Origin of the sequence: Pseudomonas putida (assembly GCA_041071465.1) — a bacterium.
GTDB lineage: Bacteria > Pseudomonadota > Gammaproteobacteria > Pseudomonadales > Pseudomonadaceae > Aquipseudomonas > Aquipseudomonas putida_P.
The window spans coordinates 1756533-1776667 of sequence record CP163498.1 but is presented as its reverse complement, the minus strand read 5'-3'; the positions used below and the strand labels follow the sequence as shown (position 1 = coordinate 1776667).

18 protein-coding genes are annotated in these 20135 nt (G+C 61.5%); 11 read left to right on the top strand and 7 right to left on the bottom strand.

The window, feature by feature from the left end:
* Window positions 1-142 precede the first annotated feature (142 nt).
* Window positions 143-1678: a 2,3-bisphosphoglycerate-independent phosphoglycerate mutase gene (gene gpmI, locus AB5975_08220; GenBank protein XDR21804.1), complete on the bottom strand. Its 1536-nt coding sequence runs from the start codon at window positions 1676-1678 to the stop codon at window positions 143-145.
* Window positions 1679-1884: 206 nt separating this feature from the next.
* Between gpmI and AB5975_08215 the strand changes: the two genes are divergently transcribed.
* The 3 genes from AB5975_08215 to secB are packed head-to-tail and all read left to right on the top strand — an operon-like array spanning window position 1885 to window position 3079.
* Window positions 1885-2298: a rhodanese-like domain-containing protein gene (locus tag AB5975_08215; protein ID XDR21803.1), complete on the top strand. Its 414-nt coding sequence runs from the start codon at window positions 1885-1887 to the stop codon at window positions 2296-2298.
* A gap of 1 nt (window position 2299) precedes the next feature.
* Window positions 2300-2554 (top strand): glutaredoxin 3, encoded by a 255-nt coding sequence (gene grxC, locus AB5975_08210; protein XDR21802.1) that lies wholly within the window; start codon window positions 2300-2302, stop codon window positions 2552-2554.
* 39 nt (window positions 2555-2593) lie between these two features.
* A complete protein-coding gene (secB, locus tag AB5975_08205) occupies window positions 2594-3079 on the top strand; it encodes a protein-export chaperone SecB (GenBank protein ID XDR21801.1) in 486 nt (161 codons plus the stop codon).
* Window positions 3080-3137: 58 nt separating this feature from the next.
* Here the strand turns inward: secB and trmL are convergent, their stop codons facing one another.
* Window positions 3138-3599: a tRNA (uridine(34)/cytosine(34)/5-carboxymethylaminomethyluridine(34)-2'-O)-methyltransferase TrmL gene (trmL, locus tag AB5975_08200; GenBank protein XDR21800.1), complete on the bottom strand. Its 462-nt coding sequence runs from the start codon at window positions 3597-3599 to the stop codon at window positions 3138-3140.
* Here trmL and AB5975_08195 point away from each other — a divergent pair.
* A complete protein-coding gene (locus AB5975_08195; GenBank protein ID XDR21799.1) occupies window positions 3598-4035 on the top strand; it encodes a hypothetical protein in 438 nt (145 codons plus the stop codon). The two genes, trmL and AB5975_08195, sit on opposite strands and share 2 nt — an antisense overlap.
* A gap of 457 nt (window positions 4036-4492) precedes the next feature.
* On the opposite strand, the gene ntrC is transcribed toward AB5975_08195, so the two are convergent.
* The 3 genes from ntrC to glnA form a co-directional block, all read right to left on the bottom strand.
* A complete protein-coding gene (gene ntrC, locus AB5975_08190; GenBank protein XDR21798.1) occupies window positions 4493-5929 on the bottom strand; it encodes a nitrogen regulation protein NR(I) in 1437 nt (478 codons plus the stop codon).
* The gene (glnL, locus tag AB5975_08185; GenBank protein XDR21797.1) at window positions 5926-7011 is read right to left on the bottom strand and encodes a nitrogen regulation protein NR(II); all 1086 of its coding nucleotides are present in this window, start codon (window positions 7009-7011) and stop codon (window positions 5926-5928) included. The genes ntrC and glnL overlap by 4 nt, the downstream gene beginning before the upstream one ends.
* 364 nt (window positions 7012-7375) lie before the next feature.
* Window positions 7376-8782, bottom strand: coding sequence for a type I glutamate--ammonia ligase (glnA, locus tag AB5975_08180; GenBank protein ID XDR21796.1), 1407 nt, complete (start codon window positions 8780-8782; stop codon window positions 7376-7378).
* 427 nt (window positions 8783-9209) lie between these two features.
* Between glnA and thiI the strand changes: the two genes are divergently transcribed.
* Window positions 9210-10664, top strand: a complete 1455-nt coding sequence (gene thiI / locus AB5975_08175; GenBank protein XDR21795.1) for a tRNA uracil 4-sulfurtransferase ThiI — start codon at window positions 9210-9212, stop codon at window positions 10662-10664.
* A gap of 128 nt (window positions 10665-10792) precedes the next feature.
* Window positions 10793-12613, top strand: a complete 1821-nt coding sequence (gene typA / locus AB5975_08170) for a translational GTPase TypA (protein ID XDR21794.1) — start codon at window positions 10793-10795, stop codon at window positions 12611-12613.
* 113 nt (window positions 12614-12726) lie between these two features.
* On the opposite strand, the gene AB5975_08165 is transcribed toward typA, so the two are convergent.
* Window positions 12727-13131 carry a YkgJ family cysteine cluster protein gene (locus tag AB5975_08165; protein XDR22941.1) on the bottom strand — a complete coding sequence of 135 codons (405 nt, stop codon included), beginning with the start codon at window positions 13129-13131 and terminating at the stop codon, window positions 12727-12729.
* Window positions 13132-13315: 184 nt separating this feature from the next.
* Between AB5975_08165 and AB5975_08160 the strand changes: the two genes are divergently transcribed.
* From AB5975_08160 to AB5975_08140, 5 genes are all read left to right on the top strand, one after another.
* Window positions 13316-15766: a glycogen/starch/alpha-glucan phosphorylase gene (locus AB5975_08160; GenBank protein XDR21793.1), complete on the top strand. Its 2451-nt coding sequence runs from the start codon at window positions 13316-13318 to the stop codon at window positions 15764-15766.
* 256 nt (window positions 15767-16022) lie between these two features.
* A complete protein-coding gene (locus AB5975_08155; GenBank protein ID XDR21792.1) occupies window positions 16023-17033 on the top strand; it encodes a class 1 fructose-bisphosphatase in 1011 nt (336 codons plus the stop codon).
* A 3-nt stretch (window positions 17034-17036) separates the two neighbouring features.
* Window positions 17037-17633 carry a DUF924 family protein gene (locus AB5975_08150; GenBank protein ID XDR21791.1) on the top strand — a complete coding sequence of 199 codons (597 nt, stop codon included), beginning with the start codon at window positions 17037-17039 and terminating at the stop codon, window positions 17631-17633.
* A gap of 222 nt (window positions 17634-17855) precedes the next feature.
* Window positions 17856-18110, top strand: a complete 255-nt coding sequence (gene bamE, locus AB5975_08145; GenBank protein ID XDR21790.1) for an outer membrane protein assembly factor BamE — start codon at window positions 17856-17858, stop codon at window positions 18108-18110.
* Window positions 18107-18679 (top strand): lipocalin family protein, encoded by a 573-nt coding sequence (locus AB5975_08140; protein ID XDR21789.1) that lies wholly within the window; start codon window positions 18107-18109, stop codon window positions 18677-18679. The genes bamE and AB5975_08140 overlap by 4 nt, the downstream gene beginning before the upstream one ends.
* A 31-nt stretch (window positions 18680-18710) precedes the next feature.
* Here the strand turns inward: AB5975_08140 and AB5975_08135 are convergent, their stop codons facing one another.
* Window positions 18711-20075: a formimidoylglutamate deiminase gene (locus AB5975_08135; GenBank protein ID XDR21788.1), complete on the bottom strand. Its 1365-nt coding sequence runs from the start codon at window positions 20073-20075 to the stop codon at window positions 18711-18713.
* Between the last annotated feature and the right edge of the window lie 60 nt (window positions 20076-20135).

Sequence of the window (20135 nt, the reverse complement as noted above, 5' to 3'; positions counted from 1 at the left end):
GGGGTTTGGCGTACCAAGGATGGAGACTGGCCTAGTATGCCCGCCTGGGCCGGCAAAAAAAACGCCTCGCTGCGGGTGCAGAGGGGCGTTTGTCCGGAATTCATGTGCCATTGGGGCTGCATGGCAGCCCCAGCGCCTGGGATCAGGCGTCGACCAGAATCGAAGTACCGGTCATTTCCACCGGCTTTTCCAGCCCCAGCAGTTGCAGCATGGTCGGCGCCACGTCGGCCAGTACGCCACCGTCGCGCACTTTCAGGTTGCGCTTACCCACATAGATGAACGGTACCGGCTCGGTGGTGTGCGCGGTGTGCGCCTGGCCGGTGCATTCGTCTTCCATCTGCTCGACGTTGCCGTGGTCGGCGGTGATCAGGGCTTCGCCGCCGACTTTCTCCAGTGCATCGACGATGCGGCCGACGCAGGTATCGAGTGCTTCGACGGCCTTGACCGCAGCTTCGAACACGCCGGTATGGCCGACCATGTCGCCGTTGGCGTAGTTGACCACGATCACGTCGAAGCGCTGCTGCTCGATGGCTTCGACGATGCGATCGGTCACTTGCGGTGCGTTCATTTCCGGCTGCAGGTCATAGGTGGCGACCTTCGGCGACGGGATCAGAATGCGCTCTTCGCCCTCGAACGGCTCTTCGCGGCCGCCGGAGAAGAAGAAGGTGACGTGGGCGTACTTCTCGGTTTCGGCGATGCGCAGTTGGGTCTTGCCGTTTTTTGCCAGGTACTCGCCCAGCACGTTGTTCAGGCTGGAGGGCGCAAAGGCTGCCGGTGCAGGGATTTTTGCCGAGTACTGGGTCAGGCCGATGTAGGCCGCCATTTTCGGCAGGCGCGCGCGGGCAAACTCAGTGAAGTCCGGCTCGACAAACGCACGGGACAGCTCGCGAGCACGGTCGGCGCGGAAGTTCATGAAGACCACGGCGTCGCCGTCCTCAACCTTGACGGCTTCGCCGATGCGCGTGGCTTTGACGAACTCGTCGCTTTCGTCACGGGCGTAGGCCGCTTCCAGGCCGGCCTGGGCGGTGTCGGCCGTGTATTCGGCTGTGCTGTCGACGATCAGGTTGTAGGCGGCGCTGACGCGGTCCCAGCGGTTATCGCGGTCCATGGCGTAGTAGCGGCCGATCAGGCTGGCGATGCGGCCCTTGCCCAGTTTGGCGAAGGTGGCGTCGAGCAGTTCGATCGACGACTGTGCGCTGCGTGGCGGGGTGTCGCGGCCATCGAGGAAAGCGTGCAGGTAGATCTTTTCCGCTCCGCGCTGCGCAGCCAGTTCGGCCATGGCCACCAGGTGGTCCTGGTGGCTGTGTACGCCACCATCGGACAGCAGGCCGAGGATGTGCACGGCCTTGCCGGCACTGGCTGCCTTGTCCACGGCACCGGTGAGCACCGGGTTTTTGAAGAACTCGCCATCGCGGATGGCTTTGGTGACGCGGGTGAAGTCCTGGTAGACGACGCGGCCGGCCCCCAGGTTCATGTGACCGACTTCGGAGTTGCCCATCTGCCCGTCCGGCAGGCCGACATCCATGCCCGAGCCGGAAATGAGGCCATGCGGCAAGGTAGCGCGCAGGCGATCATAGACCGGCGTATTGGCGGCAAAGATGGCGTTGTGTTCGGGGACTTCGCTGTGGCCGAAGCCATCCAGGATGATCAGGACCAGGGGTTTGGGCGTACTCGTCATCAATCAAACTCACGGTTGTTCAAAGATGATAAAGACACGCATTTTAGGGCAAATACGCCACCTGCGGCGAATATTCGTCCTGTTCCCTGACCAGCGCGGCCAATGCGGCAACATGAAGGTACCTTTCCGGCCGGCCCGTCGGGCTTTGGTGGCACTGGGGGGCTGTGTATACTGGCCGGCATTTTCAATCGCCTGGAACACCGCTGATGGTTGCTCACCTGATTCAATTCGCGACAGATCACTACATCCTGGTTGCGATCTTCCTCATTCTGCTGGTCCTGCTGCTGATCAACGAAATCCGTCGCGGCGGCCAGAGCCTGAGCAATGGCCAGCTGACGGCCCTGGTCAATGCCGAGAAGGGCCTGGTGGTCGACATTCGCCCGGCCAAGGAATATTCGGCCGGTCACATCGTCGGTGCGATCAACATTCCGCAGGACAAACTGGCCGCCCGCATGAGCGAGCTGGAGAAGCACAAAGAAAAGACCCTGATCGTCGTCGACGCAATGGGCCAGCAGTCCGGCACCCACTGCCGCGAACTGCTCAAGGCTGGCTACACCGCCGCCAAACTGAGCGGTGGCGTTTCCAGCTGGAAAGCCGATAACCTGCCCCTGGTGAAGTGATATGAAGCCCGTCATCGTCTATTCCAGCGACTACTGCCCCTACTGCATGCGCGCCAAGTACCTGCTCGAGAGCAAGGGCGTGGCCTTCGAGGAAATCAAGGTGGACGGCAAGCCGCAAGTTCGCGCCGAGATGAGCCAGAAGGCCGGCCGTACGTCGGTGCCGCAGATCTGGATCGGCAGCACCCATGTCGGTGGATGCGATGACCTCTATGCCCTGGAGCGCGCCGGCAAGCTCGACGCGCTGCTGGCGGCCTGATTTGCACTGCATTCAAAAACATTAGGATAAGGATCTGCCATGACTGACCAACAGACCAACGGCGCTGCTGCAGAAGACAACAGCCCTCAGTTCTCCCTGCAACGCATCTATGTGCGTGACCTGTCGTTCGAAGCCCCGAAAAGCCCGCAGATCTTCCGCCAGACTTGGGAGCCGAGCGTTGCGCTGGACCTGAACACCAAGCAGAAAGCCCTGGAAGGCGACTTCCACGAGGTGGTGCTGACCCTGTCGGTAACCGTCAAGAACGGTGACGAAGTGGCCTTCATCGCTGAAGTGCAGCAGGCCGGTATCTTCCTGATCGCCAACCTCGATGCGCCTTCGATGAGCCACACCCTGGGCGCGTTCTGCCCGAACATCCTGTTCCCTTACGCCCGTGAAACCCTGGACAGCCTGGTGACCCGCGGTTCGTTCCCGGCGCTGATGCTGTCGCCTGTCAACTTCGATGCCCTGTACGCGCAAGAAATGCAGCGCATGCAGGAAGCGGGCGAAGTGCCGACCGTGCAGTAATTCTGCCTGTATCGAAAAAGCGCCTCTAGGGGCGCTTTTTTGTTGCCTGCAAGGGCGATCAGCTACCAGCGAACCCGTTCTGCCGCCATGCCTCGTACACCGTCACCGCCACGGTATTGGACAGGTTCAAGCTACGGCACCCCGGCCGCATCGGCAGGCGCAGGCGTTGTTCGGCCGGCAGGCTGTCCAACACCTCGGCCGGCAACCCGCGGCTCTCTGGCCCGAACAGGAACGCATCGCCCGGCTGGTAAGCCACTTCGTGGAAGGGGTGCGAGCCCTTGGTGGTGAAGGCGAACAGCCGTGGGTTGCCCAGGCTTTCCAGGCATCCGGCCAGGCTCTCGTGGCGCTTGAGCGTGGCATACTCGTGGTAGTCCAGCCCCGCGCGGCGCAGGCGCTTGTCATCCAGTTCGAAACTGATGGGTTCGATCAGGTGCAGGTGGCAGCCGCTGTTGGCGCACAGGCGAATGATGTTGCCGGTATTCGGCGGAATTTCTGGTTGAAAAAGGATGACGTGAAACATGCACGGCTCCAAGCGTGAAGATGACGGGCATTCTACCCCTGAACCGGACGTGCGTTCGAAGGCCTTCCCGCGGGTGATGCTGTCGTTGGCGATTGTCGGCTTGATGGTGGGGCTAATGATTGGTCGCCTGACTACGCCCGACGAGCGTGAGCTGCAGCAGGTGCAAGTGGTGCAGGACGGCCTGCAGCTGTGGTTCAACGAAGAGCCCAAGCTGCACGGCGAGAACGTGGAAGGTACAGTGGCATTGCTGTTCCAGGCCCAGGGCAAGGCCCAGCAGGGGCAACTGAGCCTGCAGGGCAAGCCGGTGAGCTGGCGGGTACAGAACAGCCAGGAAGGGTTGTTGCTGACGGTGGTGGCCGCGCGCCCCCTGCACGGCGAGTGGAGCGGTGCAGAGGACGACGGGCGCTGGCGTGTGCAGGTGAAATTGCACGAATAAAAGAGGGGATTTCCCGGCCTGCCTGTACCAGGGTCCCCAAAAGGGGTGCTGCGTATAAAGGGGGGATTTCCCGGCCTGCCTGTACCGAGGTCCCCAAAACGGGCGATGCTGCGAATAAAAGAGGGGATTTCCCGGCCTGCCTGTACCAGGGCCCCCGAAACTGGGTATGTATTAGCTATTGCAGGGGGCGTGCCAGTTTTGCAAAGCCCGTGAATGTTGGGCTTTGAGGTGGAATTGGCCGGGTTTTGAGGGGATTTGTGCCTTTGAGCGGTGCATGGGGCACAGGATCGGTGCATCGGGGCTGAAAAGCCGGGCCTGCTTCGCAGGCCTATCCCGACACAAGGCCGCTCCCGCAGGGATAGCACCGCCTCTGAACTGAGCGGCGTCCTGTGGGAGCGGCCTTGTGTCGCGATGGGCTGCGCAGCAGCCCCAGAGATCTTACGGGCTAACCCAGCACTCAGTGCTCGTCACCTTCCTCGTCATCCCCACCTGCCACATTCATCCCCAGCTCCTTGATCTTGCGCGTCAGGGTATTACGCCCCCAACCCAGCAACAGCGCGGCATCCCGGCGCCGTCCGGCGGTGTGCTTGAGCGCCGTCTCGATCATGATCCGTTCAAAGCTGGGCACTGCGCTGTCCAGCAGGTTGGTCTGCCCGCGCGCCAACGCCTGGTCGGCCCACTGGCGCAGGGCCTGCTCCCAGTTGGTCACCGGTGCGGCGTCCTGTGGCAGGTTCAGAAGCTCGGGCGGCAGGTCGCCGATCAGCACTTCGCGGCTGGAAGCCATCACGGTGATCCAGCGGCAAGTGTTTTCCATCTGCCGCACGTTGCCCGGCCAGGGCAGGTTGCGGATGAACTCTTCGGTCTCAGGCTTGAGGACCTTCGGCTCGACCGCCAGCTCCTGAGCGGCCCGGGCAAGGAAGTGGCGGGCGAGCGCGGGGATGTCTTCGCGGCGGTCGGCCAGGCGCGGGATATGGATACGGATCACGTTCAGGCGGTGGAACAAGTCCTCACGGAACTTGCCGGCTTGCACCAGTGACTCCAGGTTCTGGTGGGTGGCGGCGATGATGCGCACGTCGACCTTGACCGGTACATGGCCGCCCACACGATAGAACTCGCCATCGGCCAGCACGCGCAGCAGGCGGGTCTGGGTGTCGGCAGGCATGTCACCGATTTCGTCGAGGAACAGCGTACCGCCATCGGCCTGCTCGAAACGGCCCCGGCGCAGGTTGGCAGCGCCGGTGAAGGCCCCCTTTTCATGGCCGAACAGCTCCGATTCCATCAAGTCCTTGGGGATGGCGGCCATGTTCAGGGCAATGAACGGCGACGCCGCGCGCGGGCTGTGCCGGTGCAGGGCGTGGGCCACCAGCTCTTTGCCGGTGCCGGACTCGCCGTTGATCAGCACGGTGATGTTGGAGTGGCTGAGGCGGCCGATGGCGCGGAACACCTCCTGCATCGCCGGGGCTTCACCGATAATTTCCGGGGTACGCGCCAGGTTCTGTGGCACATCCAGGCCCTGCTGTTCCTGAGCGTGCTGGTTGGCACGCTTGACCAGCGAGACCGCTTCGTCGACGTCGAATGGCTTGGGCAGGTACTCGAAGGCCCCCCCCTGGTACGAGGCCACCGCGCTGTCCAAGTCGGAATGGGCGGTCATGATGATCACCGGCAGGCGCGGGTGCTGTTCGCGGATCTGTGCCAGCAAGTCGAGGCCGCTGGCGCCAGGCATGCGAATGTCGGAGATGATCACGTCCGGTTGCTGGCGCGCCAGGCGCCCCATCACACCGTCTGCGCTGTCGAAGCTCTGGGTGGTCATGCCTTCTTGTTGCAGGGCTTTTTCCAGGACCCAGCGGATGGAGCGATCATCGTCGACGATCCATACGGTTTCACTTCGGCTCATGAGGCGGTGGCTCCTTGTTCCAGGGGCAGGTAGATCGAGAAGGCGGTGTGGCCTGCGTGGCTTTCACACTCGATCAGGCCCTGGTGCTGGCTGATGATGTTCTGGGTAATGGCCAGGCCCAGCCCGGTGCCGTCCGGGCGGCCACTGACCATGGGATAGAAGAGAGTGTCCTGCAGTTCCGGCGGGATGCCCGGGCCGTTGTCGATGATCTCGACCCGCGCCACCAGGCGGTGGCGCACGTGGCCGATGGTGAACTGGCGCAAGGCGCGACTGCGCAAGGTAATGCGGCCCAGCCGCAGCTCATTCTGCGAGCTGATCGCCTGCATGGCATTGCGTACGATATTGAGTACGGCCTGGATCATCTGCTCGCGGTCGATCAATACGTCCGGCAGGCTAGGGTCGTAATCGCGCACCAAAGTGATGCAGCCCTGGCTTTCAGCGTCGACCAGGCTGCAGACCCGCTCGAGCACTTCGTGAATGTTGGTCATGGCCAGCGATGGCAGCTTGTTCGAGCCGAGCATGCGGTCGACCAGGTTACGCAGGCGGTCGGCCTCTTCGATGATCACGTTGGTGTAGTCGCGCAGGCCTTCCTCGGGCAGTTCGCGGGCCAGCAACTGGGCCGCGCCACGGATGCCGCCAAGGGGGTTCTTGATTTCATGGGCCAGGCCGCGCACCAGCATCTTGGTGGTTTCCTGCTTGCTCAGCTGAGCCTCTTCCTTGGTGATGCGCAGCAGCCGGTCGCGTGGGTGCACCTCAAGCAACAGCAGGGTCTGGCCCTGATGCAGGATTGGCGTTACCGCGTAGTCGACGGTGATGGTCTGCCCGGTCAGCGAAGTGAGCTGTGCTTCACGCTTGGTGAATGGGTGCGCCTGCTCGACCGCCTGGCGCAGCGAGCTGAGTGCCTCGGTCGATTCGGTGAACAGCTCGCTGATGAACTGCCCATGGCTACGCTGGCCACTGACGGCCAGCAGCATTTCCGCTGCCGGGTTCATGTACTCCAGGCGCAGCTCGGCGTTGAGCAGCAACGTGGCGGTAGTCAGGTTGTCCAGAAGCAGACGGTGCTGTGCATCGCTGATGGTCATAAGGCGTCGTTGACCTCTTTTGGCGCTTGCCCGGCACTGCTTTGGCCTGGGCCGGACGCGGGGTGGTTCCGCTGGTGCGAGACTCTCGGCAAGAAAATGCAAGAAACAAACCAAAGCTCCGAAAAGAAGCGGAATTTGCCGATAAAGGCCTGGATCTGCGCAACTTCGGACCAGAAAGTCTGGATGAAACGTTTAACTTGACCCAGATTGGGGAGCAAATGAGGGCACGGTGTCAATTTGTGCACCAAGATAGAGCATAGCGTGATGGCGGGGTGGCGGTGCTTCTGCAGGGCGTGCAGAAACGAAAACGGCCTCCCGAGGGAGGCCGTTATGATCACGTCACCGGCACGAGGCGCCGATCAGATCAGCAGCTGTAGTACAGCTCGTATTCCAGCGGGTGTACGAAGGTGCGGACCTTGATTTCCTCTTCGCTCTTCAGCTCGATGAAGGCATCGATGAAGTCGTCGGAGAACACGCCGCCCTTGGTCAGGAACGCGCGGCCTTTGTCCAGCTCTTCCAGAGCCTCTTTCAGGCTGCCGCACACTTGCGGGATGTTCTTGGCTTCTTCTGGTGGCAGGTCGTACAGGTTCTTGTCGGCCGCGTCGCCTGGGTGGATCTTGTTCTGGATGCCATCCAGGCCAGCCATCAGCAGGGCCGCGAAGGCCAGGTACGGGTTGGCCGATGGGTCCGGGAAGCGGGCTTCGATACGGCGGGCTTTCGGGCTGCCGACGTAAGGAATACGGATCGAGGCGGAACGGTTGCGAGCCGAGTAGGCCAGCATTACCGGGGCTTCGAAGCCTGGGACCAGACGCTTGTAGGAGTTGGTCGACGGGTTGGTGAAGCCGTTCAGGGCCTTACCGTGCTTGATGATACCGCCGATGAAGTACAGGGCGGTGTCGGACAGGCCGGCATAGCCTTCACCCGAGAAGGTGTTCTTGCCGTCTTTCCAGATCGACATGTGTACGTGCATGCCCGAGCCGTTGTCGCCGTACAGAGGCTTAGGCATGAAGGTGGCGGTACGGCCGTAGGCGTCGGCAACGTTGTGCACGACGTATTTCAGCGCCTGTACTTCGTCAGCCTTTTTCACCAGGGTGTTGAACTTGACGCCGATTTCGTTCTGGCCGGCAGTCGCCACTTCGTGGTGGTGAACTTCAACGGTCTGGCCCATTTCTTCCAGTGCGTTGCACATGGCAGTACGGATTTCGTGGTCGTGGTCGAACGGCGGAACCGGGAAGTAGCCGCCTTTCACGCCTGGACGGTGGCCTTTGTTGCCGCCTTCCACGTCAGCGTCGGTCATCCACGAGCCTTGCTCGGAGAAGATCTTGAACATCGAGCCGGAAATGTCCGACTTGAACTTCACTTCGTCGAAGATGAAGAACTCAGGCTCTGGGCCGGCGAAGACGGTGTCACCGATGCCGGTGCTCTTCAGGTACTCTTCGGCACGCTTGGCGATGGCGCGTGGGTCGCGATCGTAGCCCTGCATGCTCGACGGGTCGACGATGTCGCAGGTGATGATCAGGGTTGGCTCTTCGGTGAACGGGTCCAGGACGGCAGTGTCGTCGACCGGCATCAGGATCATGTCGGAGGCTTCGATGCCTTTCCAGCCAGCGATGGAGGAACCGTCGAACATCTTGCCGACTTCGAAGAAGTCTTCGTCCAGCGCATCACGCGACGGCATGGTCACGTGGTGCTGAATGCCTTTGGTGTCCGTGAAACGCAGATCAATCCACTTGACGTCATGATCTTTGATGAGTTGAACCGACTTCGACATGTTGTCCTCCGGATGGTCTAGAGCGCGGTGGGCCGCTGCCCTGGAAAAAGGGTGTTGCCGGGCGCGGATAGTCGGCCAAGCTTACCTGCCTCACAAGGGAGCAAATTGCATGCCAGTGCCCGAAAATGGCGAAGGCGGGATAAAAGGGGGCGTTTGTGGGCATTTGGCGTAGGGGTGGCGGGTAAAAATGCACCCTTTAGATGCGAGTTTTGGTGTCAGCGCACCAATACAGTGCGCGATCTGGGCTTTGTGCTTTCTTTGAGGGCTTTCCGCGGGTTTGCACGCGAAAAGGCCGGAACAGGCGGCACAAAACCCGCCTCATGCATTTATCTCAAAGCTTCTGATCAAAAGTTGGTCAAATCCTGAGCAATTTCCGATATAATTCGCGCCCCTCATTTTCGGCAGGCCCTGCGCGCGCTGTTAACCAATGAAACTTATCGTCAAAGTCTTCCCAGAAATCACCATCAAGAGCCGGCCGGTGCGCAAGCGTTTCATCCGCCAGCTCGCCAAGAACATCCGCAACGTGCTCAAGGACCTCGATCCTGAGCTCGCGGTCGATGGTGTCTGGGACAATCTCGAAGTGGTCACCCGCATCGAGGACGAAAAAGTCCAGCGCGAGATGATCGAGCGCCTCACCTGCACGCCGGGTATCACCCACTTCCTGCAGGTAGAGGAATACCCGCTGGGTGACTTCGACGACATCGTCGCCAAGTGCAAGCACCACTTCGGTCACCTGCTGGCCGGCAAGCACTTCGCCGTGCGCTGCAAGCGCGGTGGCCACCATGACTTCACCTCGATGGACGTCGACCGTTACGTCGGCAGCCAGCTGCGCCAGCAGTGTGGCGCCGCCGGCATCGAGCTGAAGAAGCCCGAAGTGCTGGTGCGCATCGAAATCCGCGACCAGCGCCTGTACGTCATCCACAACCAGCACCAGGGCATCGGCGGTTACCCGCTGGGCGCCCTGGAGCAGACCCTGGTGCTGATGTCCGGTGGCTTCGACTCCACCGTGGCGGCTTACCAGATGATGCGCCGTGGCCTGATGACCCACTTCTGCTTCTTCAACCTCGGCGGCCGTGCCCACGAGCTGGGCGTGATGGAAGTGGCCCACTACCTGTGGAAAAAGTACGGCAGCAGCCAGCGCGTGCTGTTCATCAGCGTGCCGTTCGAAGAGGTGGTTGGCGAGATCCTCAACAAGGTCGACAACAGCTACATGGGTGTGACCCTCAAGCGCATGATGCTGCGCGGTGCCGCGCACATGGCCGACCGCCTGGAAATCGACGCGCTGGTGACCGGCGAGGCGATCTCCCAGGTATCCAGCCAGACCTTGCCGAACCTGTCGATCATCGACTCGGCCACCGACAAGCTGGTGCTGCGCCCTCTGCTGGCGAGCCACAAGCAGGACATCATCGACCAGGCCAACGAAATCGGCACCGCCGACTTCGCCAAGCACATGCCAGAATACTGCGGCGTGATTTCGGTGAACCCGACCACCCATGCCAAGCGCCACCGCATGGAGCATGAAGAGAAGCAGTTCGACATGGCGGTGCTGGAGCGCGCCCTGGAACGCGCCAAGCTCATCTCCATCGACCATGTGATCGACGAGCTGGGCAAGGACGTCGAAATCGAGGAAGTGACCGAGGCTCTGTCGGGGCAGATCGTCATCGACATTCGTCACCCTGATGCCCAGGAAGACGAACCTCTGGTGCTGGACGGTATCGAAGTCCAGGCCATGCCGTTTTATGCCATCAACAGCAAGTTCAAGCACCTGGACCCCACGCGCCAGTACTTGCTGTATTGCGACAAGGGTGTGATGAGCCGTTTGCACGCACACCACCTGCTCAGTGAGGGACATGCCAATGTGCGTGTTTATCGTCCGACATAAGACGCCGGGGCTGTATGGCGGCAGTATCCGCCATCGCCCTCCCGACCGCCGGGCCCGCTGAGCCTTAAACAGTACATATTGGCCGCCTACACTGGGCGGCAACCGAATCCTCTGATCGAGATACACTTGTGATCGAAAATCTGCGTAACATCGCCATCATCGCCCACGTTGACCATGGTAAAACCACCCTGGTCGACAAACTCCTGCGTCAGTCCGGCACTCTGGAGCGTAACGAGCTCAACGACGAGCGCGTCATGGACTCCAACGACCAGGAAAAAGAGCGCGGTATTACCATTCTGGCGAAAAACACCGCCATCAACTGGAACGGCTACCACATCAACATCGTCGACACCCCCGGCCACGCCGACTTCGGTGGCGAGGTTGAGCGTGTAATGTCGATGGTCGACTCCGTGCTGCTGCTGGTCGACGCCCAGGACGGCCCAATGCCGCAAACCCGCTTCGTGACCAAGAAGGCCTTCGAAGCCGGCCTGAAGCCAATCGTCGTGATCAACAAGGTTGACCGTCCGGGCGCACGTCCTGACTGGGTTCTGGACCAGATCTTCGACCTGTTCGACAACCTCGGCGCTACCGACGAGCAGCTGGACTTCAAAGTGGTCTACGCCTCGGCCCTGAACGGCATTGCCGGTCTGGACCACACCGAAATGGGCGAAGACATGACCGCCCTGTACCAGTCGATCATCGACAACGTACCGGCTCCTTCCGTTGACCGTGACGGCCCGTTCCAGATGCAAATCTCGGCACTGGACTACAACAGCTTCCTCGGCGTTATCGGTGTTGGCCGTATCGCCCGTGGTCGCGTCAAGCCGAACACCCCGGTTGTCGCCATCGACACCAACGGCAAGAAGCGTAACGGCCGTATCCTGAAGCTGATGGGTCACCATGGCCTGCACCGCATCGACGTCGAAGAAGCCCAGGCTGGCGACATCGTCTGCATCAGCGGTTTCGACGAGCTGTTCATCTCCGACACCCTGTGCGCCCCGGACGCGGTAGAAGCGATGAAGCCGCTGACCGTTGACGAGCCAACCGTTTCGATGACCTTCCAGGTCAACGACTCGCCGTTCTGCGGTAAAGAAGGCAAGTTCGTCACCAGCCGTAACATCAAGGACCGTCTGGACAAGGAGCTGCTGTACAACGTTGCTCTGCGCGTTCAGGAAACCGATTCCCCAGACAAGTTCAAGGTTTCGGGCCGTGGTGAGCTGCACCTGTCGGTACTGATCGAAACCATGCGTCGTGAAGGCTTCGAGATGGCTGTGGGCCGTCCTGAAGTGATCATCCGCGAAGTCGACGGCGTCAAGCAGGAACCGTTCGAGAACGTCACCATCGACATCCCTGAAGAATCCCAGGGCAAGGTGATGGAAGAGATGGGTCTGCGTAAAGGCGACCTGACCAACATGGTTCCGGATGGCAAAGGCCGTGTTCGCCTGGAGTACAACATTCCAGCCCGTGGTCTGATCGGTTTCCGTAACCAGTTCCTGACCCTGACCAACGGTGCAGGCATCCTGACCTCGATCTTCGATCGCTACGACACCATGAAGTCGGGCCAAATGTCCGGCCGCCTCAACGGTGTACTGGTTTCGGTCGAGACCGGCAAGGCGCTGACCTACTCGCTGGAAACCCTGCAGGCACGTGGCAAGCTGTTCGTTGAACACGGCCAGGAGATCTACAACGGTCAGATCATCGGCCTGAACAGCCGCGATAACGACCTGGGCGTGAACCCGACCAAAGGCAAGAAGCTCGACAACATGCGTGCTTCGGGCAAAGACGAAGTCATCGCCCTGGTACCGCCAGTTCGCCACACCCTCGAGCAGGCCCTGGAATTCATCCAGGACGACGAGCTGTGCGAAGTGACGCCGAAGTCGATCCGTCTGCGCAAGAAGATCCTGGACGAAGGCGAGCGTACCCGCGCTGCCAAGAAAGCCAAGAACTGAGTTAGCTCAGGCTGAATGAAAACGCCCCCGGTCGAAAGGCCGGGGGCGTTTTTTTTTGCCTTGAGATTTTGGAGGCTGCAAAGCAGCCCCAGGGGCTCAAATGCAACGCAGGATCAGCGCCCAACCACTTTGGGCTTGTACGCACAATACCCCGGCCGCGGCCCGACCTTGGGGTGGTTGCGGCAGGTATCCGGGCGCTTGTCATAAATGGTGCACAGGCGGCTTTTACGATCCAGGTACATGCAGTCATCGTTGCTCATCCGGGTCAGGGTGAAAATCCCCGACTTCTGGTTGAAGCGCTCGATGATGCCTTCCTTCTGCAAGCGTTTAGCCACGTTCTTCGGCGGTTCGTCTTTTTCGAACTCGTCGACCACGCCGATACGGATCAGATCCTTGATCTTCACCTCCACCGGCAGGGTGCAGCAGGTCGAATGGCAGCCATGGCACATGTTGCTGGTATAGCGCTGCCAGGTCTCCAGGCGGTCGACTTCGGCCGCGGCGATCAGGGTCGTTTTCATCTTTATAGGGTGGATCACGGTCTTGGGGCGCGCGATGATACCGGAATTGTTCAATTTATGAACAACCTTTTGCCGGAATCGCAGCGTCGGCATGAAAACTGCGAACCGTAACTGTCACTCCCGGTCGAAGGGTCTAGTCTCATCAATCTCCCTCCGCTTTCGTCAACTTGCCCGAGGATGCCGCATGTCCCAGGAACCTAAAGCTCGTGACGCCGAAGTCGCGGATTTTCGCGCTGCTGTACTGAACAAGCTGACCTACGCGGTCGGCAAGGACCCGGAGCACGCCTTCGACCATGACTGGTTCGAAGCCATTGCCCTGGCTGCGCGCGATCACATGGTCGATCACTGGATGGATCATACGCGTCAGGCCTATCGGCGCAGCCAGAAACGGGTCTACTACCTTTCCCTGGAGTTCCTCATCGGCCGCCTGCTGTACGACAGCCTGAGCAACTTGGGCTTGTTGGACATCGCGCGCGATGCGCTGGAAGGGCTGGATGTGGACCTTGAACGTATTCGTCTGCTTGAGCCGGATGCTGCGTTGGGCAATGGTGGCCTGGGCCGACTGGCTGCATGCTTCATGGAGAGCATGTCTACCTTGGGTATCGCTGCCCATGGCTACGGCATCCGCTACGAGCACGGGCTGTTCCGGCAGGCGGTGGTCGATGGCTGGCAGCAGGAGCAGACTGAAAACTGGCTGGATTTCGGCAACCCCTGGGAGTTCGAACGCGCCGAGGTGATCTACCCGATCAGCTTCGGCGGCAGTGTCGAAACCGTGCACGATGCCAGCGGTACCCCGCGCCAGGTATGGTCGCCCGGTGAAACGGTGCGGGCGGTGGCTTACGATACGCCGGTGGTCGGCTGGCGCGGAGCCAGCGTCAATACCCTGCGCTTGTGGCGTGCACGGGCGTTGGAAGAGCTGCACTTGGAGCGTTTCAACGCCGGTGACCATCTGGGGGCGGTGGCCGAAGTGGCGCGTGCCGAGAGCATCTCGCGTGTGCTGTACCCGGCTGACAGTACCGAGGCCGGTCAGGAGTTGCGCCTGCGCCAGGAGTATTTCTTTGTGTCGGCTTCGCTGCAGGACTTGCTGCGCCGTCACCTGAACATGCACAAGGACCTGCTCAACCTGCCCGATGCGGCGGCCATCCAGCTCAACGACACCCACCCCTCGATTGCCGTGGCGGAGTTGATGCGGTTACTGGTGGATCAGCACGAAGTGCCTTGGGAAAAGGCCTGGGAGCTGACCGTCGGTACGCTCGCCTACACCAACCACACCCTGTTGCCCGAAGCCCTGGAAACCTGGCCGGTAGCGTTGATGGAGCGCATGCTGCCGCGGCACATGCAGATCATCTACCTGATCAATGCCTTCCATATCGATGCCTTGCGGGCCAAAGGCCTGCACGATTTCGACGTGCTGCGCGCGGTGTCGTTGATCGAAGAAGACAACGGCCGTCGGGTGCGCATGGGCAACCTGGCGTTTCTTGGCTCGCACAGCGTCAACGGCGTGTCGGCGCTGCACAGCAAGCTGATGAAGAGCACGGTGTTTTCCGAACTGCACAAGCTCTATCCGCAACGGATCAACAACAAGACCAATGGCATTACCTTCCGCCGCTGGTTGTACCAGTCCAACCCTCAGCTGACCGAGATGCTGGTCGAGGCGCTTGGCCCGGAACTCAAGGACGACCCGGAGGCGCTTCTGGCCGGCCTGGTGCCGTTCGCCGACAAAGCCGGTTTCCGCAAGCAGTTCGCGGCCCAGCGCCTGCACAGCAAACGCGCCCTGGCCAGCATCATCCAGGACCGCATTGGCGTTACGGTCAACCCCGAGGCGCTGTTTGACGTGCAGGTCAAACGCATTCACGAGTACAAGCGCCAGCTGCTGAACCTCCTGCACACCGTTGCGCTGTACCAGGCCATGCGCAATGACCCAGGCACCAATTGGGTGCCGCGGGTGAAGATCTTCGCTGGCAAGGCTGCGGCCAGTTACCACCAGGCCAAGCTGATCATAAAGCTGGCCAACGACATCGCCCGGGTGGTGAACAACGACCCGACCGTGCGCGGCTTGCTGAAGGTGGTGTTCCTGCCTAACTACAACGTCAGCCTGGCCGAAAGCATCATTCCGGCGGCGGACCTTTCCGAACAGATTTCCACCGCCGGTTACGAGGCCTCTGGCACCAGCAACATGAAGTTCGGCCTCAATGGCGCGCTGACCATCGGCACCTTGGATGGCGCCAACGTAGAGATGTGCGAGCAGGTAGGGGCCGACAATATGTTCATCTTCGGCCTGACCGCGCAGCAGGTCGAGGCACGCAAGCGGGCCGGTGATTTTGGTGCCAATGCCGCCATAGCCGCCTCCAGCCGCTTGAGCGATGTGTTGCAGGCCATTCGCAGCGGCGTGTTCTCGTCAGACGACCCGTCACGCTACACCGGGTTGATCGATGGCCTGGTGGCCTACGATCGTTTCCTCGTATGCGCCGATTTCGATGCCTACTGGGATGCCCAGCGACGGGTCGAAGACCTGTGGCACACGCCGCAGGAATGGTGGCGCATGGCGGTGCTGAACACCGCGCGGATGGGTTGGTTCTCGTCGGACCGGACCATTCGCGAATATGCCAACGAGATCTGGAAGGCTCTGGATTGATGTAAGCCTGTGCTGATCTCTTCGCGGGTAAACCCGCTCCCACAGGGAAATCTACAGCTGCAAGGCCTGTGTAGATCCTTGTGGGAGCGGGTTCACCCGCGAATGGCCCTCACTCCGACCACCGGCCTGGCGAAGGCTGAACTACCGACCTATTGTGCCGTCTGAGAGCCGTGGCGAGTCTCATCACTCGCTAGCCCGCCACTCTCCCTGTAAACTGCGGGGGTTTTTTATCTCCCCCATCCATTCGGAGCCATACATGTCCCGCGTTACCCTGAGTCGCTATCTGATTGAGCAGACCCGCAGCAACAATACCCCTGCCGATCTGCGCTTCCTGATCGAAGTGGTGGCGCGTGCGTGCAAGGAAATCAGCCATCACGTCTCCAAAGGCGCCCTTGGCGGCGTGCTGGGCAGCATGGGCACTGAAAACGTGCAGGGCGAAGTCCAGAAGAAACTGGACGTGATTTCCAACGACATCCTGCTGGAAGCCAACGAGTGGGGCGGCCACCTGGCCGGCATGGCGTCCGAAGAAATGGACAACGCCTACCAGATCCCGGGCAAGTACCCGAAAGGCGCCTACTTGCTGGTCTTCGACCCACTGGACGGCTCGTCGAACATCGACGTCAACGTATCGGTCGGCACCATCTTCTCGGTGCTGCGTTGCCCTAACCAGTACCTGAGCCAGAACGAAAGCCTCAACGAAGAAGCCTTCCTGCAGCCAGGCACCGAGCAGGTTGCCGCCGGCTATGCCATCTACGGCCCGCAGACCATGCTGATCCTGACCCTGGGCAACGGCGTCAAGGGCTTTACCCTGGACCGTGAGCTGGGCAGCTTCGTACTGACTCACGAAAACATCCAGGTGCCGGCCACCACCGCCGAGTTCGCTATCAACATGTCCAACCAGCGTCACTGGGAAGCCCCGGTACAACGCTACGTTGGCGAACTGCTGGCAGGTGAAACCGGCCCGCTGAAGAAGAACTACAACATGCGCTGGATTGCCTCGATGGTAGCCGACGTGCACCGCATCCTGACCCGTGGCGGCCTGTTCATGTACCCACGTGATGCCCGCGAGCCAAGCAAACCGGGCAAGCTGCGCCTGATGTACGAAGCCAACCCGATGTCGTTCATCATCGAACAGGCCGGCGGCGCTTCCACCAACGGTTACGATCGCATCCTCGACATCAAGCCAGAAAGCCTGCACCAGCGCGTGTCGGTGATCCTTGGCTCGAAGGAAGAGGTCGAGCGCGTCACCGCCTACCACAAGGAGTAAGTCATGCTCGCACCTTGGCAGCCGTTGCTGGAGTGGTGGTTCGGTTGGGGCACCAGTGCCCAGGCCGTGGCTGACGAGAAGAGCACGCTGTGGTTCGGCAAGCATCATGATGCCGACGCCCATGCGCTGTTTGGCGACCTGGTCGAGCAGGCCCTGGCGGGCGGGCTCGACGAGTGGCAGCAAAGCCCGCAGGGCTGGCTGGGCCTGCTGATCTTGCTGGACCAGCTGCCGCGCATGATTTACCGCGACACGCCGCGCGCCTTCGAGGGCGACCGGCGTGCCCAGGTGGTGGCCATGCAGGGGCTGCAGAAGGGCTGGGACTATCAACTGTTGCCCATCCAGCGGGTGTTCGTACTGCTGGTGCTGGAGCATGCCGAGGTGCTGGACTGGCAGAACTTGTGTGTCGAGCGCTATCAGATGCTGCTGGATGAGCAGCCAGAGGCTACCCGCCGGCTGTTCGAAGGCTTCCTCGACTATGCCGAGCAGCACCAGCGAGTCATTGCCCGGTTCGGGCGTTTCCCGCACCGCAACCTGGTGCTGGAGCGACCGAGTACCAGCGAAGAGATGGACTTTTTGCTGGAGCCTGGTTCCAGGTTCTGATGCCCGAAGGGCCTGCTGCGCAGGCCATCGCGATGCAAGGCCGCCCTCAGGGCGGCCTTTTTATTGGGCGAACGACTATTTCTTTGTGATTAATCGCACAGTAATGGCCATCCGACCAATGGTGTAGGGGCAAAGGGGGTGGGGCAGGGAACCAGGGAGGGATTTTCCCGTCGAAGATCACTGCAGGCCACTCGCCTGTATCATCTTCCAGGAGTGTCCTTCATGTCGTTGCGTTCCCTCGCCCTGTTGTCGCTGTGCGTCGTTCTGACTGCCTGCAGCAAGATCAATCAGGAAAACTATTCCAAGATCAAGGCCGGTATGAACAAGGCCGAGGTCGAGCAGTTGCTCGGCACGCCGACCGAGTGTTCGGGCGCGCTGGGCATGAGCAGCTGCACCTGGGGGGACGAGAAGAGCTTCATCAGCGTGCAGTACGCGGCTGACAAGGTACTGATGTACTCCGGGCAGGGCCTCAAATGAGGCGCCTGTACCTGCTGATGGGGGTATGCCTGGCGTTGCTGCTGGGTGGTTGCGCAGGCTCCGTGCACGACCCGCTGGCGCCGAAAACCGCTGGCAATGTCGACCTCAAGCGCTACCAGGGCAAATGGTTCGAACTGGCGCGCCTGCCCATGCGCTACCAGACCGGCTGCGAGCAGTCCGAGGCACACTACAACCTCAAGCCGGACGGCACCTTTGGCGTGCTCAACCGCTGCCGTACCATGGGTGATGAATGGCTGCGCGCCGAAGGGCATGCCAGCATCCAGGAGCCGGGGCATACCGACAAGCTGTGGGTAGAGTTCGATAACTGGTTCACCAAGCTGGTGCCTGGCGTGGCGCGGGGCGAGTACTGGATTCTGTACGTGGATGATCGCTACCGCACAGCGGTGGTCGGCAGCCCGGACCGCAAGCACCTGTGGATTCTGTCGCGCACGCCGACGTTGCCGGCCTGGGAGCGCGAGAACCTGCTGTCCAAGGCGCGGCAGCAGGGGTATGACACCAGTCGGTTGATCTGGCGAGCGTCCGATCAGCAAATCGTGAAAATGCACTGATGTTTGGGGCTGCTTTGCAGCCCCAATACGCTCAACCCAAGAGCTGGCGCAGCACGCCGGCAAATGCCTGCGCGCTTTCCGCTTCCTGCGCATGCCGACCCTGGCGCACCACCCACTGTCCGTTCACCATCACGTCGCGTACCTGGCGATCCCCACCGGCGAACAGCCAGCGGTTGAGAATGGCGTCGCCATCCGCCATGGCGATGTAAGGGTCCTGCCCATCGAGCACCAGCCAGTCGGCGCGCTTGCCCACGGCCAGCTCCCCGACCGCCTGCCCCAGCGCCTGCGCGCCGCCTGCCAGTGCAGCGTCGTACAGCGTGCGCCCGACCATCGGCTGGTCGCCACGATACAGGCGATTGCGTCGCTGGTCCCGTAGCCGCTGGCCATACTCCAGCCAGCGCAGTTCTTCCACCACGCTCAGCGACACATGGCTGTCCGAACCAATGCCCATGCGCCCGCCCTGGGCCAGGAAGTCCACCGCCGGGAATATCCCGTCGCCCAGGTTGGCTTCGGTCGTCAGGCACAGCCCAGCCACCGCGCCACTGCGGGCCATGGCGGTGACCTCGTCCGGCTCGGCGTGGGTGGCGTGCACCAGGCACCAGCGCGGGTTCACGTCCACATGTTCGTACAGCCACTGCAATGGACGCAGGCCACTCCAGGCCAGGCAATCGTCCACCTCCTTCTGCTGCTCGGCGATGTGGATATGCACCGGGCATTGTGGGGCGCTGGCTGCCAGCACATCGGCGATTTGCCCAGGCGTTACCGCCCGCAGTGAATGGAAGCACAAGCCCAGTTGCTGCGCCGGTTGCGCGGCCAGCAGCGGGGCCAGTTGTGCCTGCAGCTTCAGGTACTGTTCGGTGGAGTTGATGAAGCGCCGCTGCCCGTCGTTCGGTGCTTGGCCGCCGAAGCCTGCGTGGCTGTACAGTACCGGCAGCAAGGTCAGGCCTATGCCGCTGTCGGCTGCGGCCGCGCTGATGCGGCAGGACAGTTCGGCCGGGTCCGCGTAGGGCTTGCCGGCCTGGTCATGGTGCACGTAGTGGAATTCCGCCACCGAGGTGTAGCCGGCCTTGAGCATTTCGATGTACAGCTGGCGGGCGATGATCTGCAACTGGTCCGGCGTGATCTGCCCGACCAGGCGGTACATCAGGTCGCGCCAGGTCCAGAAGCTGTCGTTGGGGTTGCCGGCCACTTCCGCCAGGCCCGCCATGGCGCGCTGGAAGGCATGCGAGTGAAGATTGGGCATGCCGGGCAGCAGCGGGCCGGCCAGGCGCTCGGCGCCTTCGGCCGAAGCGCCGGGCTCGATGCGGGCCACATGGCCATCGCTGGCGACCTCGATACGGACATGGCTGGCCCAGCCCGTGGGGAGCAGGGCGCGTTCGGCGAAGTAGGCGGACATCTGTGCAAATCCTGTTATTGTTAACTTGTATATACATATACAGCCGTTTGCCTGCCGGGT

Bases quoted from the DNA above. Each gene is read 5' to 3' on its own strand.
- gpmI (XDR21804.1), bottom strand. From the start codon at position 1,678: ATGACGAGTACGCCCAAACCCCTGGTCCTGATCATCCTGGATGGCTTC.
- AB5975_08215 (XDR21803.1), top strand. From the start codon at position 1,885: ATGGTTGCTCACCTGATTCAATTCGCGACAGATCACTACATCCTGGTT.
- grxC (XDR21802.1), top strand. From the start codon at position 2,300: ATGAAGCCCGTCATCGTCTATTCCAGCGACTACTGCCCCTACTGCATG.
- secB (XDR21801.1), top strand. From the start codon at position 2,594: ATGACTGACCAACAGACCAACGGCGCTGCTGCAGAAGACAACAGCCCT.
- AB5975_08195 (XDR21799.1), top strand. From the start codon at position 3,598: ATGCACGGCTCCAAGCGTGAAGATGACGGGCATTCTACCCCTGAACCG.
- trmL (XDR21800.1), bottom strand. From the start codon at position 3,599: ATGTTTCACGTCATCCTTTTTCAACCAGAAATTCCGCCGAATACCGGC.
- ntrC (XDR21798.1), bottom strand. From the start codon at position 5,929: ATGAGCCGAAGTGAAACCGTATGGATCGTCGACGATGATCGCTCCATC.
- glnL (XDR21797.1), bottom strand. From the start codon at position 7,011: ATGACCATCAGCGATGCACAGCACCGTCTGCTTCTGGACAACCTGACT.
- glnA (XDR21796.1), bottom strand. From the start codon at position 8,782: ATGTCGAAGTCGGTTCAACTCATCAAAGATCATGACGTCAAGTGGATT.
- thiI (XDR21795.1), top strand. From the start codon at position 9,210: ATGAAACTTATCGTCAAAGTCTTCCCAGAAATCACCATCAAGAGCCGG.
- AB5975_08165 (XDR22941.1), bottom strand. From the start codon at position 13,131: ATGAAAACGACCCTGATCGCCGCGGCCGAAGTCGACCGCCTGGAGACC.
- AB5975_08160 (XDR21793.1), top strand. From the start codon at position 13,316: ATGTCCCAGGAACCTAAAGCTCGTGACGCCGAAGTCGCGGATTTTCGC.
- AB5975_08155 (XDR21792.1), top strand. From the start codon at position 16,023: ATGTCCCGCGTTACCCTGAGTCGCTATCTGATTGAGCAGACCCGCAGC.
- AB5975_08150 (XDR21791.1), top strand. From the start codon at position 17,037: ATGCTCGCACCTTGGCAGCCGTTGCTGGAGTGGTGGTTCGGTTGGGGC.
- bamE (XDR21790.1), top strand. From the start codon at position 17,856: ATGTCGTTGCGTTCCCTCGCCCTGTTGTCGCTGTGCGTCGTTCTGACT.
- AB5975_08140 (XDR21789.1), top strand. From the start codon at position 18,107: ATGAGGCGCCTGTACCTGCTGATGGGGGTATGCCTGGCGTTGCTGCTG.
- AB5975_08135 (XDR21788.1), bottom strand. From the start codon at position 20,075: ATGTCCGCCTACTTCGCCGAACGCGCCCTGCTCCCCACGGGCTGGGCC.